The organism is Bacillus sp. IBL03825 (genome assembly GCF_024712505.1).
Lineage (GTDB): Bacteria > Bacillota > Bacilli > Bacillales > Bacillaceae_G > Bacillus_A > Bacillus_A wiedmannii.
Map to the genome: position 1 here is coordinate 20791 of NZ_JAMXKE010000002.1, position 14931 is coordinate 35721.

At 30.9% G+C, this 14931-nt stretch carries 15 protein-coding genes, 1 tRNA gene and 1 pseudogene; 15 read left to right on the forward strand and 2 right to left on the reverse strand.

What is annotated here, in order from left to right:
- Positions 1–674 precede the first annotated feature (674 nt).
- The 3 genes from NHG49_RS27785 (at position 675) to NHG49_RS27795 (ending at position 3316) form a co-directional block, all read left to right on the forward strand.
- On the forward strand, positions 675–851 hold the full coding sequence (locus NHG49_RS27785; RefSeq protein ID WP_222661399.1) for a hypothetical protein: 177 nt from the start codon (positions 675–677) through the stop codon (positions 849–851).
- 328 nt (positions 852–1179) lie between these two features.
- On the forward strand, positions 1180–2934 hold the full coding sequence (locus NHG49_RS27790; protein ID WP_222661397.1) for a methyl-accepting chemotaxis protein: 1755 nt from the start codon (positions 1180–1182) through the stop codon (positions 2932–2934).
- A gap of 166 nt (positions 2935–3100) precedes the next feature.
- A complete protein-coding gene (locus NHG49_RS27795; RefSeq protein ID WP_061667306.1) occupies positions 3101–3316 on the forward strand; it encodes an alpha/beta-type small acid-soluble spore protein in 216 nt (71 codons plus the stop codon).
- Between the two features lie 76 nt (positions 3317–3392).
- Here the strand turns inward: NHG49_RS27795 and NHG49_RS27800 are convergent, their stop codons facing one another.
- Positions 3393–3806 (reverse strand): hypothetical protein, encoded by a 414-nt coding sequence (locus tag NHG49_RS27800; RefSeq protein ID WP_064474265.1) that lies wholly within the window; start codon positions 3804–3806, stop codon positions 3393–3395.
- A gap of 719 nt (positions 3807–4525) precedes the next feature.
- Between NHG49_RS27800 and NHG49_RS27805 the strand changes: the two genes are divergently transcribed.
- The 12 genes and pseudogenes from NHG49_RS27805 (at position 4526) to NHG49_RS27855 (ending at position 13537) form a co-directional block, all read left to right on the forward strand.
- The gene (locus tag NHG49_RS27805; RefSeq protein WP_064474266.1) at positions 4526–5623 is read left to right on the forward strand and encodes an S-layer homology domain-containing protein; all 1098 of its coding nucleotides are present in this window, start codon (positions 4526–4528) and stop codon (positions 5621–5623) included.
- A gap of 1136 nt (positions 5624–6759) precedes the next feature.
- Positions 6760–7053, forward strand: a complete 294-nt coding sequence (locus tag NHG49_RS27810; RefSeq protein ID WP_064474267.1) for an ArsR/SmtB family transcription factor — start codon at positions 6760–6762, stop codon at positions 7051–7053.
- A 415-nt stretch (positions 7054–7468) separates the two neighbouring features.
- On the forward strand, positions 7469–7951 hold the full coding sequence (locus tag NHG49_RS27815; RefSeq protein WP_222661395.1) for a hypothetical protein: 483 nt from the start codon (positions 7469–7471) through the stop codon (positions 7949–7951).
- Positions 7948–8553, forward strand: coding sequence for a hypothetical protein (locus NHG49_RS27820; RefSeq protein ID WP_255299861.1), 606 nt, complete (start codon positions 7948–7950; stop codon positions 8551–8553). Before NHG49_RS27815 ends, NHG49_RS27820 begins: the two co-directional genes overlap by 4 nt.
- A gap of 247 nt (positions 8554–8800) precedes the next feature.
- Complete coding sequence (locus tag NHG49_RS27825) at positions 8801–9163, forward strand: hypothetical protein (RefSeq protein WP_222661393.1); 363 nt, start codon at positions 8801–8803, stop codon at positions 9161–9163.
- A 68-nt stretch (positions 9164–9231) separates the two neighbouring features.
- Complete coding sequence (locus tag NHG49_RS27830) at positions 9232–9561, forward strand: nucleotide pyrophosphohydrolase (RefSeq protein ID WP_258126927.1); 330 nt, start codon at positions 9232–9234, stop codon at positions 9559–9561.
- A 433-nt stretch (positions 9562–9994) separates the two neighbouring features.
- Positions 9995–10498, forward strand: a complete 504-nt coding sequence (locus NHG49_RS27835; RefSeq protein WP_258126928.1) for a MutH/Sau3AI family endonuclease — start codon at positions 9995–9997, stop codon at positions 10496–10498.
- A gap of 225 nt (positions 10499–10723) precedes the next feature.
- Positions 10724–11344 carry a PDDEXK family nuclease gene (locus NHG49_RS27840; RefSeq protein WP_258126929.1) on the forward strand — a complete coding sequence of 207 codons (621 nt, stop codon included), beginning with the start codon at positions 10724–10726 and terminating at the stop codon, positions 11342–11344.
- 193 nt (positions 11345–11537) lie between these two features.
- Positions 11538–11969, forward strand: a pseudogene (locus tag NHG49_RS31535) (hypothetical protein).
- Positions 11970–12009: 40 nt separating this feature from the next.
- Positions 12010–13005, forward strand: a complete 996-nt coding sequence (locus NHG49_RS27845; protein ID WP_222661388.1) for a type II toxin-antitoxin system antitoxin SocA domain-containing protein — start codon at positions 12010–12012, stop codon at positions 13003–13005.
- Between the two features lie 234 nt (positions 13006–13239).
- Positions 13240–13313 (forward strand) — tRNA-Ile (locus tag NHG49_RS27850).
- 71 nt (positions 13314–13384) lie between these two features.
- Entirely contained in the window at positions 13385–13537 is a 153-nt protein-coding gene (locus NHG49_RS27855) for a hypothetical protein (RefSeq protein WP_154401050.1), read from the forward strand.
- A 211-nt stretch (positions 13538–13748) separates the two neighbouring features.
- Here NHG49_RS27855 and bla read toward each other — a convergent pair whose 3' ends face one another.
- Complete coding sequence (bla, locus tag NHG49_RS27860) at positions 13749–14684, reverse strand: class A beta-lactamase (RefSeq protein ID WP_222661386.1); 936 nt, start codon at positions 14682–14684, stop codon at positions 13749–13751.
- Between the last annotated feature and the right edge of the window lie 247 nt (positions 14685–14931).

The following is a 14931-nucleotide window of genomic DNA, read 5'->3' on the forward strand; positions in this document are numbered from 1 at the left end:
TGAAAATCGTACTACAATTACATCCATGGCTTATATTTTAGGAGTATGTCCTTTAGTATTTATTAATACATAAGTTTCGTAATAAGAATTTACTGATTGTGCTATTTCAGATGACTTTAAGATAATTGAAGAAATATATTGGATTAGGCTAAAAGGGTTTAGGCTAACTTTGTACAAGTAGATAGTGAACTACTCACCACTTAGCAAAGCTTGAAGTGGGAGCTTCTCAGTTCCGTGACGAAAGTAACCTTTCGTCTCCCTGAGCGTTACTTCGGGGTGTTCCACCCCTAGATGTCCAACGCATGGACGTTCTTTTGGTACGGTTGATATTTTACGCAGGAACCGAATGGCTTGGTTTTCGCACTCTATTTTCTTCCTGCAACCTTTTATATCAAGTTATCAAAGAACTTCATATAGCTAGTTTATCAAAAGTTTTTGGCTATGCCAAACCGAAATTCATCTCCCACCTATCGTTGGGCTACGCCCTTCACACGCTTGAGGAAGGAGAATTCTTTCGGGGAATACGTTAAAATGTTATGGAAAAATAAGGAAAGTAGTTATAAAATAGGAAACTGGAAGGAACTTTCCAGTTTATTTTTGTTGTGCGAGATAAAGATGGCCAAAGATGAGAGCTTAAGAATTCTTTTCTTTGTCTAAAACTAACACTTAACATAATGGATCTAGAAGGTATCAGTACAAATGGAGAAGGTGAAGTAATAGAAGGTAAACGTCTTCCTACTAATAGATTTCCAAAATCAGCTGGATATATAAAAGATGAGATTGCAAATGGGAAAACTGATATTTGTACAATAGATCAGAATTGGCTTCGAAAAATAGAAATTAATCTTTAGCATTATTATTCAAAAGTGTTATAACTATTATTTCTTTAGTGCTGCTATATAAAAGAGTGTTAAAAATTAGCTGCATTTTAATGCTGATTACAATGGTATCATGCTTTGGTATTTGTATACACAAATGCTTAGATTCGTTAAATTATTGCTTTAATTATAGTGAAACTATCAGTATAAAAGGAAAAAAACTCTATCAAACAAAAAAATTGGAACGTTTGATTAAATGACTAGTATGCTATTTTCATGTTTAAGTTAATAACAGAAATAGAACCTTTTAATAAGTTACTACTTTGTTTTTGTATTGTTGAAAATAAGAAAGGTGAAATTAATGAAAAAATATTGGCATAAGTTATCGTTGCTTCAGAAAAATGTATTACTAACGGTATTAGTAATTCTGACGCTTGTGGGAAGTATGGGGGCGTTAAGTTTTAACATGTTTCAAAATAGTATGATGTTTATATTTGAAAGGCAGTCTTTTGAAACAGGAGATACAATAATAAATCAATTAGATCTAGAAATAGTAAGAGATGTAGCAAAAGAACCCACAGCACAAAGAGTGAAGAAAGAAAAATTGACAGATCAATTAGATAAAGCCATAAAAGATATGAAAAGTGTCGGACAAACATATGTTACAGGAGCCAAGCTAAATGATAAAGCTCAATTACAATTAGTAGCCTTGGATACAGAATTAGCAGATACGGTTTCTGTAAAACTAGGTTCTGTAAAAACAGGTGACTATTATGAGCATCCTACTCATTGGAAGAAGACATACGACCAAGTAATGAAAACGAAACAGGCACAAATGACAGAAGTGTATGAAGATGTACTAGGTACATGGGTAACAATTTTAGAGCCAATTAAAGATGAAGATAATAATATAATTGCAATTGTTGCAGCAGATTTGGACGCATCTATTATTCCTCTTACAAAGAAAGAATTTATAGTGCACGGTTTACTATTTATAATCATTTCATTAACAATCGCAATTACAATTCAAATATTCATTTCACGAAACTCTCTATCGCCTTTAAAGGATTTACAAGAAGGGTTACGTAAAGTTGGTGAAGGGGATTTAAGTATTAAATTGAATGAAAGGTCTGATGATATAGGGATAACTAATATCTATTTTAATAACACTATTAAAAGGTTTAATAGGATTATAGATAAAGTAAGGCAAACTGCTGAACAGGTTTCGATATCTTCACAGGAATTGTCGGTAAGTATAAAAGAGAATAGCATAGCCTTTAAAGGAATTGCAAGTGCTATTACAGGATTAAATTTAGGAGCACATTCTCATGAATATGTAGTGCAAAAATGTTTAGGAATTGTTCAAGAAATGGAAAGTAAGCTGAAAGAAATTACAAGAGCTGCAGAACAAGTTAGGAATACTTCGGAAGACATGGAACAGCATTCTGGAGAAGGAAAAGATTTGATTAAGCAAATTGTGAATCAAATGAAAAGAAACCAAGATACAGTTCAAGATGTATCTTCTAGTATGTATGCATTAGAAGCACGATCTAAGGAAATTAGTGAAATTCTTACTGTAATTACAACTATGTCAAATCAAACAAGTTTATTAGCTGTAAAGGCCTCTACTGAAGCCTCATGTGCTAGAGAGGTGGGGAAAGGATTTTCAGTTGTTGCGGATGAGGTACGTATATTAGCGGAAAGAACCGAGGCATCTGCAAGGGATATAGCTAAATTAATTGATGAAACCCAAGCTGAAGCAGATGAGGCTGTAAGATCCATACAGAAGAGTTCAAAGGAAGTAGAATCAGGAATAACACTTGTTCAAAGTAGTGGTGCTTTCTTTGAAAAGATTTCAGAATCTGCACAATCTGTTACAAATCAAATTAAAGAGACTTCGAATAATTCAAGTGACATTTTAAAAGATAATCAAACTATTGTTCAGATTGTAAATGAATTATCATACATTACAAATACATATGTGAATAGCAGTAATGTAGAGATAATTATGAAAGAGCAAGAACTGTATGTACAAGATATTGCAGAGTTGGCAAATTCTTTAAAATGGCTTTCCCAAGAGTTACAGGAGTTAATAGGGGAATTCAAAAGTAAGTAGGATAGGAGAAAGTGTAGGTATAGGTATGACCTATACCTTTATTTATTCCCACCTAAGGGATGAAAGCTTAGGTATATATGAAAAATGGCTAAACGAATAATTTTTTATGCATATTTTGTTGGAAATAGAGCATGATATTACCAAATTCAACGGAGGTGTGTAAAAAATGCAAATTCACGAAAATAATAATTCAAACGAAATCTTAATAGCAGCTGCAGCAAGTGCAATTGAACAAATGAAATATGAAATTGCACAGGAGTTTGGTGTTACTCTTGGACCGGATTCAACAGCAAGAGCAAATGGTTCAGTAGGTGGAGAAATTACAAAACGTTTAGTTCGTATGGCGCAAGAGCAGTTATCTGGTCAATATAAAATTCACTAAAGTTAAAGGTATATCCCATAGAAGGGATATACCTTTTTAATTTGCCTTTAAATGAGGATAGTGAAAATTTTTATTGCTAGTTAAATTTAGACACTGCAAATTTGGCTGTGAAATTCATCTTCTTCATGTAAGAAGAATTTACTCCTGCTTGAAATTGAACAGAAATATTACCGTCTTTTTGTGCTTTGAATACGCGACCGTATGGTGAATTAGCATTGTATGTGCCAATTACTTGATCATCCGCATCAAAGACTGTATAAGAAATTGGGAACCCGGAATTTTGTACAAAGACCGTAAGTTCTTCCCCTTTATTAAGATTAAATGATTCTTTTTGAGAAACTTCATAGGAACTCATAGAGTAATATTTTGTCACTTCTTGAATTTCTAAATTCGTAGTTGCCGCACTCGCTTTTGGTGCCTCTATTCCTGGTAAGTTCATACCTGATAGTACTGCAATTCCTAATGCCCCTGCTAAAATAACTTTTTTCATAATGCTAATGCCTCCTTTAATATATTGTGAGATTTGAAAACGAAGTGAAAATATCACTTCTTGAAACCATTATAGTTACAATGAGAATGATTTTCAATGAGATTTGATATGTAATTCTGCATACATAAGATGTCGATATAAGGTAATCTATCCGAAGTTTAAAGTATTTTTAAAGAAGGAGAGAACAACTTTTCAAAACTATGAATGGTATGGTAGCTGATTTTTACATACGTTGGTTCTATAAGTGAATATTTTGTTGTTTTTTATTGTGCATTGCATGTAAACAAACACTCAAATATTGATAAAGTTGTATAAAATGGAATTATTAATTAAAAACAAAGGATTACATGCTATAATAAAGATGCAATAAGGTTCAGCATCATAATCTTATTGTGTATATTTAGCCTATGTATGTCGTTTGTATTAAAAATAAGAAGTCTCTCAAAAAGAGGCTTCTTATTTTTTGTATGGAGGGGGATTACAGATGATTGATTATTATCAAATTTTTTATTTACTATCAACATATCTTTTACATACATGTTCAGGGGAATTCCGAAAGTAGAACAGAGATTATTAATGTATAAGGGAAATATTTAATTAAATATCGATATATAACAATTAATGTATTTTATGTTAATATTAATATGCTAGGAAATGAATTATATAAGACAAATGAAATTATTTGTAATAATAAGTTATAGAAATAAGGGGATTACAGTATGAAACTAACAAAAATGCTTTTAATAGGAGCTACACTTGCTACGACGACATTAACATCGTTAACGAATGTACAAGCAGACACAACGTTTAAAGATGTTCCTGCAAATCACTGGTCTTATGATGCAATTATGCATCTAAAAGATAAAAAAATGATAGCTGGCTATGGAAATGGAATGTTTGGATTAGGCGATAATATTACGCGAGGACAAGCAGCTCGTCTGCTATATGTGTATCTACAGCCATTACTTGTAGGTGATAGGTTTGAAGATCAATTTAAAGATGTAAAAGGTACTATGTTTGAAAAAGAAATTTATGCTGTTGTCAGTTCGGGTCTTATGAATGGATATGGGGATAATGAATTTGGACCAAATGATGTATTAACTCGTGAACAATTAGCGGCAATTTTACAAAAAACATTTAATTTAAAGCAACAATCTATAACTACTTTTAATGATGTGGAAAAAAATTATTGGGCTACTGAGGCGATTAGTGCCCTACAAGAGAACAAAATTGCTGTGGGCACAGGTGACAATTTATTTGAGCCTAAAAAAGTAGTAACTCGTGAGCAATATGCACAGTTTCTATATAATGCAATGCGTAAGTTAGAGAAGCCAGGGCAACCTGAAGTAATGCCTTTGGGGATACCGAAATCCATGGTGACAGATGATTTCACTTTTGATAAATCGTTAGTGGATATTGTTCCTGTGTATAGTAAATCTATATCTAAAGAGGCGCAGAATCTCATTAAAGAGATAAATGAGAAGTATAATCTAGATATAAAGTATTGGGAAACAAGTGCTGTAATATATTTAGCTTCATCTAAAATGGCAAAAGAAAATAAAGATTGGTATGGACCATTGAGTATTAATGAAAAGGGCGGTAATAATTTTACTATTAGCTTCGAAAATCATAACCCATCTATTGAGTTGACGAAAAGATGGGTTACTATGATATACCCTGATTTAAATCTAGATAAAGAGATTGATAGATTGGTCAAAAATGTAAATGTGGAATATGCATTTGATAAAGGCAGACATAAAATAAAAATGGGACAAATGGCTAATTATAAGAGCTGGTACATTTATATTGGTGAATAATTAAGATTTTCCAAGGGCTTACACTGATAAAAGAAGTTATTATTTTGATTGAAGAGGCAAGTAATTGGATTGAAACAAATATTCACTATGTAGCGTAGATTTTTAATAAATTATGAAAAAACGTAGAGTTGATTCATATAACACTGTTGTGAATTAGTACTGTATGAAAAATGTAACGTCTAGGAGCTAATTTGAGTAGGGCTAATAGAAATGATGAAGTTTATAAAAGAAAATAGAGAAGAGCAATTTCGTAAATTAATTGCTAATAACGAGCGAGAAATTGCAAAAAAGAAGAGTTAATCAAAAATTAACTCTTCTTTTTATTTAAAAATAAACTTTATTTCTATACCCGTCATACCACAGTTTATTAATTAGATTGTGCATAAGATCAATTTTTACTATAAAAGAGATTTAAATGGGGATAAATTAGCATTCGTGAGCCAAATTTGATAGAAAAATAATCCCTCTTATAAGAGGGGTTTCTAATAATTATTTTGAGATTATACATTTAAAATTAGGTGATAAGATAATTGGGATAAGTAAAAGTGATAAAACGTATTTTAATCGTTCGAATTATTTTGGTTCTGGATAATGATGGTAGTATGAGGTTCTAATAAATTTTTAATAGACATTTGTTAATTTAGCAACTCTAAATGGATGAGTGTAAAAGAGATTTAATACATTAAAAGAGGAATACATATTATTGAGATTAACTAAAAAATTTAAAAGGCCTTGTCATTAGAGACAGGGCCTTTCAAAAAGGGAAACAATTGACAACTGAAGGTAACTTTATATTACCATTATTGGGATTCTAGTTCCAATTATTTATATTGAGAAATAAAATTACTATTTTGTAGAGTGTGAGATGGAGTGATGCAGCTTATAGATTTTGCAAGAATGGAAGGTAAAAGCAGAATGTTTTATTTGCTTTAAACAAAGGATAGGAGAAGTAATTTTGCTTAGCAAAGCGTGTTAATCATAGTTCGAAGTTATGTAAAAAACTGTTTTCAGGATAGGAGCCCTTTTGTTTTAAGAAGAGAATATATTTTCTCAACAGGACAAATGGTTATTATCTATAAGTACTATTTATAAGGATAATAAGAAAAGTAGAAATTAATAATAAAGGAGAATGCGAAATGAAAACAGTAGTATCTGATAGAGATTTAGCTGAAATCCGCGAAGAAGACGTAGATGTTTTAAAAGTAATGGCACATCCGGTGCGATTACAAATTGTAAATGAATTAATGCACCATAAAATGTGTAATGTTACGCAGTTAACGGAAATACTAAGACTCCCACAATCTACTGTTTCACAGCATCTATCAAAATTAAGGGGAACTGTACTTCGTGCAGAAAGAAAGGGATTAGAGATGCATTATTATATAGATAATGCTAAGGCTCGTCAGATTGTTGGAATTTTGGGCTTGTAGGTTAATAAAAAGCAAAAAAGTTACCTGTTATTAAGCAGGGAACTTTATATATATAATAATTTTATTTTGTGAGGATTACTGTGTAAATAAGAAAATATTGTTCATAGAATTTCTGTACCTTTCAAAGGAGTGTAATGAAATAAGATCTACTAATTTGTTTTCAATAGAGCTTATAATTATGTTTATGTTATTAAATATTTTTTTGGTTACCTATATTGATGGAATTTAGCTAATTCATAGGAAGATGTGGAGTAGGTTTACTATTTTCTTTATAAATAATAAACCTACTGTATTAACTGAGTTTTCTTATAAGAATTATAACAAATTATTTTAGTAATAAACAGACTTGAAGTCACTTCCTAATAAATCGTAAAATTTACATGTAAGGTAAATACAGGAATATTTGGAGGTTGTTATGAAAAGGTTATTAGCAAAATCATTATTAGGTATTTCAGCATTTTCTCTATTAACTACATCATTTACTATGAGTACGCAAGCAGCGACTCATGAATTAGATAATGTACCGGTTATTAGTGTAGAAACAGTAGAAGATAGTAAAATTGAAGTGGCAGAATTTAATCAAGTAGAACGATTTGCATTCCCATTAGCCATTCCTGTGATTATTTGGGGTGCTAGAGGCGCACAAGTAGTTCATAAGGTATGGAAAGCAGGTAAATTAGTTACAATTGGATCTGCTGTTGGTATTTCTGGAATGAAAGCACAAGATGTCATTGGTAAATATAAAAAAGGTGCTATTAATAAGGAATTTCCAGGATCGATGAAAAATAAAACTGTGAAGGAGATTGAAGATTTAGCTAAAAAAGGAAATAAAGATGCGAAAAAGGCAAAAAAATTACTAACAGATAAGAGGTTTAACAAGGGTGATAATAGAAAATGAGTATAATTACTAAAAGTGATATTTTAAATACAGTAGATTCATTTTTTTCTTATGAAAGACCTACGGATAAATCATCAGTAAAAATTTTGAAGCCAAATGAGAGGTTACTTTCTTTAAAGCAAAATAGTCAAGAAGATAATATAGATAAAATTTGGTATACCGAGTTTCAAAAATTATACTCTAATAATGCAGTTGTTAATTGGACGGATTTACCTAATAGCCAGTGTTTAGAGTATAAGGTTTTAGCTCACAGTAATCAGAAAATTTTAGATGATGATATTGAGTTAATTAAATTATTAGGCGGAAAAAGAGTGGATTTAAGGATATTTATTAGTTTACTGGGAAATTATTATTACTGTATGTTAGAGGAAACTAGCTATATTAAAGAAACAGACGAATGGAATTTCAATAATATAAGTGATAGTGGACAATACGTTAAACTTCTAGAAGAGGCTAAAATTTTCATGGATAAAAAAGGGTTTAGTTATATCTCTAAAGAGTTATTAAATACTACATTAGAAGGTATAGAAACAGAATATATTTCTTGTAATAAGGTTACTTTATTTAATTGCTTATTCTCTGAATTTGAATCTATAGATTAATAATAGGATGATAGCTTTCATTTTGATTAATAAGCTATGAGGAACTTTCTTAAAACAATATTAATTATTAGGTTACTGTCAAATAGATATATAGACTAAAAAACCTTCCTTAATGGAAGGTTTTTTAGTGCTTAATTTAAGTAGGATGGGAATAATATGTAAAAACCTGATAGTATAATATGTAATTTTAGGAGAGTAAAAAATATAGGAGAGACCAATTGAGTTATCCATTAAAGGAGATTGCTACATGTATAATTATAATCAATGTGGAACAGAAATAATTACGCAACTGCAAGATAGATATAGAGAATATTGCCCGAAATGTGAAATGCCTAGGCCGAGTAGCTTATTGTATTATAATTTATATGAGCTGCTAGAATATATGGAAGTTAATGAATACTTGAGTAAGGAAAGTATGCTACATAACTTTCTAAAATGGGAATTTGAGTTAACGAAAGGAAATATATTCAAGATGTATTTAGATGTAGAAAGATATGATCAAGTCGGGGATGAGAATTTTACAAAACAATTAAAAACATATATGAAAGGGCTCCGCTCAAAATTAAATGTCAAATATGAGGATGATTATATCTGGGTTAAGGTTAATTAGTAGGGAATCTACCTATAGTGTGTTCTAGTTTGAAAAGATAGTAAGAAATAGAGAGGAGATTAATAGTAATGGAAGATTTAAAGAAGGAAGTAATAAAATTTCGAGATGAGAGAAATTGGGGACAATTTCATAATGCAAAGGATTTAGCCATTTCATTGAATTTAGAAGCTGCGGAATTGCTTGAGACTTTTCAATGGAAGTCCAGTCAAGAAGCAACGGAAACTAAAATGCAGGAAATGAAAGAAGAAATAGCTGATGTAATGATTTACTTGCTTCTGCTAAGTGACCAGTTAAATATAGATTTAGAAGAGGCAGTACAATCTAAACTTATAAAAAATGCTGAGAAATATCCAGTAGATAAAGCATTTGGAACGAATAAAAAATATAACGAACTGTAGAAGGAATAATTATAGTGTTATATTTTCAAAAAATATCTTGATATAAACATGTGTCTTTTATAATATATAGGTATATTGTTAGTTTATTTGATTCCGTTTATTCCCACACCTGATGTGTAGTGGTTGAGTTGTAGAAGTAAGTTTTGTTCTTACTTTAATTTTGAAAGGGCTTCTTTGAGCCGATTAGTGTAAATAGCTTATTTTGCTATACACAATTAATCGACTTGAGGAAGCCCTTTTTGTTTTGGGTGAAACAAGTATGAAAAAGTATTTCTGTATACAATAACAGATTAAAAAAGGAAGTTTATATAGGAGGAGAACAATTACGAGTAATTGTTTTGTAGGGGTATGTAGTTTTTTAAATTTAATGTATGAATAGTTAATTGTTCAGTTTTAGTAACTAAATAATAATGAAAAATAGGTGGGGATGAGTATGAAATTTAAAACAGAGGAAGAACTAGTAGCATTTACGGAAGGAATTATTGGGAAGAGTTTTAAAGAAATTGATACAAAAGGAATTTTACAAGGAAATAGTAACGATAAAGGAATATTGGGTAAGGTTGTTGAGACAGGATTTTACGAGTATGAATTAAATAATTGTCCTGAGGCAGACTTTGGAGAATTAGGAATTGAGTTGAAGGTGTCTGGTTTTAATAAACTTCGAAATGGATCATGGTCGGCAAAGGAAAGAATTTCTTTAAGCTTGATTAACTATAAAAATATTATTCATGAAGAATATGAGTTTAGCAAAGTTGTTTCTAAGAACAAAAAGTTGCTAATTATTTGGTACGAATATATGAAAGGTGTTCCGTATGGAGATTTTATAATTCGAGATTTTCAACTCTATGATATGTCGCAAGATGAAGCAATAATCAGAAATGATTTTTATACAATAAAGCAAAAAGTGCTAGAAGGATTTGCTCATAAATTGTCCTAGGGTGATACTGTTATTTTAGGGGCAGCCACAAAAGGACAGAAAGGACAAAAAGCCAAACAGCCTAATTCGGAAATCTCTGCACCTACAAGAGCATTTTCCTTAAAAAACTCTTTCTTTCGTGGTGTTTTGAGAAGTCATGTAGAAAGAACGGATAGAGGTGAAAAATCTAATGTATTTGTCACACCTGAAGGATACATTTGGAATCAACTAAAACCGTATAAGGGGATGAATCAATTAGATATATTAAATCTTTTTGAGAAGCGTGATCCAGCTAAAAAAATACCTAACAGTATTAGTAAAATGGTATCTAATAGGATAATAGGTACAGATAAGGAATTACCAGAGAAGCATGAGGTATTCAGTAAATCTAATTTTCTAATTAAAAATATACCAATTCGAGAGGATAACAGTCCTATAGAAAAAGCAACGTTCAGAACCTTGCAACTTGCAGATTTTGAAACTTCTTGGGAAGAGTCTTCCTGGAAAACATTCTTTGAAGAAGTAACTTTCATATATGTAGATTATCTAGGAGAGAAAGATGGTAAGAAGCTAGGTAATGGCCAAAGGATTCTGGATAAAATTTTTAAGGTTACATTTACTCCTGAAGAAGTAGATGAGTTTGAGAAAACTTATAACATGATAAAGGAGACAATTGAAACAGGGGACATTCGTATACTTCCAAAAGTTTCACATGATTTAGGAAAGGAACTTAAATTGGTTGTTTCAACAAAAGGAAGTGGTACAGGGGGCGATGAGAGATTTTTTGATGATACAAGAGAAACATGCTTTATGTTAAATAAAGATTGTATTCATCAGAAGTTTAATGAAGCTGTGATTCTAAAGTAGATACGTAATTAATTTACGAATTAAATTACAGCAAAACAATCATATAGAAGTTTCGTAGATGACATAAAGGCTCTGATTATAAGAGGAGAGAATGGAAGTCTACTGTTAATCAACAAAAAACGTATCAATTGATACGTTTTTTGTTGTTGTTCAGGTAAATATGAGGTATGATTTGAAAGGGGAAAGAACTTTAATGCGCATTAGCTTACAAAATAAGGAGACAAAAAAGCACACTAATTTTACAATTGGTGAGATTGAGCAGTACATAACTGAGCTTAAAAAATTAATTAAAAATAATTGATTTACGATTTCTCGAAGTGAAAAAAGGAAAGAGAATATTGAATTTTTAGAGGCTTATAAGATTAATGTGAGTAAAGTGAAAGAGATTCTTCTTAATATAGGAGTACATGATTTTTGTTATGCAGTTGATAATAAAAATCCAAATTTTTCTTATGAAAAATTGTATATCTTTAGTCCACAATATGAGCTAGATAATTGGGGACAAAATAAGTCGGTAGACATATATGTTAAGACGAATCTAATTGAAAATAAGGACAAGAACAAATACATGATTGTTGTTTCTTTTCATAAAAGGAATAAACCAGTCACTTATCTTTTTAGATAAAGATAAGTGACTTATGGTTCTATAATGAGGGAGGATTTTTATGTTAGTTTTATGTGAGTGTTGTCGAGTTATGGTGAAGTATTCTACTAAAGATGTTCCAAAAATGACAGTCATTAGAGGGAAGCAATATCATTACGTGGGTAAAGAAGCAAAATGCGAAGAGTGTAAATCTGAAATATTTGTTCCTGACATTCATGATTATAATTTAGAACAATTAGATCATACATATAGGCAACAGGAGCAGTTAGTTACTATCTCTGAGATAAGAGGGATTTTAGAAAAATATAAGATTGGAAAACGTCCATTATCTTTACTCTTAGGTTGGGGTGAAGTTACCTTAACAAGGTATGTAAATGGGGATATTCCGACAAAGCAGTACTCGGATATATTGAAAAGATTAAGTAGGGATCAAACTTTTATGCTAGATATTCTGGATAGAAATAAGGATTTAATTACTCAAAAAGCATATAGGGTTTCTAAAGAGGCAATTGTAAAGCTGCAGGAAAATGAAGAATTTACTTCTACACAGACTACAAAAATTGAGACAGTTACTAATTATTTGCTATATAAAAATGATGATATTACTCCTTTAGCCCTTCAAAAACTTTTATACTACGCGCAAGGATTTTGTAGGGTGTTTACTGGAACATATTTATTTGAAAATGATTGTGAAGTAGGAAGTAACGGCCCGGTATATCGAGTTATTTTGGATAAATACAAAGGATATCAGTACGACAATCTTGAAGTTAATGATGATAGTGCAAATCAGTTAACTCAAATAGAAAAGGAACTATTAGATTGTGTAGTTAACACTTTAGGGTGTTATAGTGGGAAGAGTTTAGAGAAAATGATTCTATTTGACTTACCATGGGCAGTAGCTGATCTAGAATTAGAAGATAATAATTTGTGTAAACCTATTTTAGAAAAAGAGGAGATAGATAATTGTTTTAATACAATGAAACAGGCATATAATTTAGTTACTATTTCTGATATTAAACAATATAGTATAAGGGTATTTGAAAATATAAACAATTAATTGTTGTAATTATATTATTTTTAATATGATTGATATATCGATTTTTTTACTGTTAACCAAACCCCTGTAAAGGTATTAAAAGATAGTAATAATTACAAAGGATAAGGAGTGCAGAATATAAACACTTTTAACATGATGTAAATATGCATATTAAATAAAATGTAAAGTGAATTCATACATTATATGGTAAAATGATATATGTGAATACGTCTTATGAAGTGAATTTTATGCTTTGGACCTTTAGCTCAGCTGGTTAGAGCAAACGGCTCATAACCGTTCGGTCGTAGGTTCGAGTCCTACAAGGTCCATTTATAAACAAGGAGAAAGCACTCAAATGAGTGCTTTCTCCTTGTTTATAATAAATAAAGGGGTTTGTGACATGAAAATAATTGATTTAGAGACAGAAAGAAAAAAGAAGGAAAAATTAATGGTAACTATTCCAATTATAGAACTAATGTATGGAGAAAAAGGGGAAATTGAATTTAAAGTAGTAGGAAAAAAAGTTGTTCCACAATCCATGTTTGAGAATTAAACTACTTTTATTTCTTATAGGCTGTAGGGTCGTTATGTGGGAGATTTCTAAGTATGGAATCCTCTTGGGTACCAATAAAAGGAAAAACTAAAAGTTATGTTCGAAATGGAGGTGAATTTATAGTGATAATGGTAGATTTCTTGTAAAATACACAAAAAGACCGTCACAGTATTGTGACGGAAAATAGAAAAATTCTGATGACTTACTACTATTATTGTTTATTTGGAGTTTTTAAAGCATCTAACACTATTTTGGTTGCTTCTGCAATAAGTTTATCATCGTATTTAGCATCCTCTTTGTCATGATTAGAAAGTATTGCAAGAACAATTGGCTTTTTATTTGGTGGCCAAATAATTGCAATATCATTTCGGGTTCCATAAGATCCTGAGCCAGTCTTATCAGCTACTTCCCATTCTCCTGGAACTCCAGCACGAATTAAGTTGTCTCCCGTAGTATTCCTTTTCATCCAATCTTTTAATAAATCCCGTTTCTCAGTTGAAAGTACATCTCCTAGCGCGAAAGCCTGAAGACTAGTAGCTAATGCCTTTGGGGTACTAGTATCATGAGTCTCTCCTGGATGCACTTCGTTTAATTCTGGTTCAAAACGTTCAGGGTTTGTAACAGTATCTCCTATTTCTATCAGTGATTTTTTGAATTCACTTGGCCCACCTAATTGTTTAAGAATAAGATTTTGTGCAGTATTATCACTATATCGAAGGGAAGCATCTGCAAGCTCTTTCAGAGTCATACCTTTATCAACATACTTTTCCGTAATTGGATTGTAATTAACAAGATCTTCACGAGTATACAGAATTCTTTGATTTAGATCTTCCATTGATTTCTTTTTTAAAAGTACTCCCACAGCTAGAGCTTTGTGGGTAGATGCGTATGCAAACCGTTCATCTGATTGATAAGTAACGGTTTGATTTGTATCAGTGTCCAAGGCATAAATACCGAGTTTAGCATCAAATTCTTTTTCAAGCTTAGCAAAAGAATGATTAACTGTATTTTCTTGTTTGGCTTGTTTAGGTGGTTCAGATTGAGTATTAATATTGGAACAGCCTATAAGCGTTGCGCATGAAAGAAATAATACAGGTACAATCTTTTTGTAAGGTAACATGTTAAAAAACTTGTTTAAGACTATCATAAATTTTCAACCTCTTTCAAAATTAAATGGTTTTTGTCTAGGTGTTCTAAATATCAATACAATTAAAGAGTGTATAGGGTAACACTCTTCTTGCATCACTCTTATCATAAACACCTGTTTTATACGTATAATTAATAGACAATCTAAGTAGCAAGTTTGTTCCATTTAAAGAGAAATAAGAAGATGTTTTTAGAATTCATTATCTTAAACAATAGACATTTAGGGTAAAGGAGATTTATTTTAATCC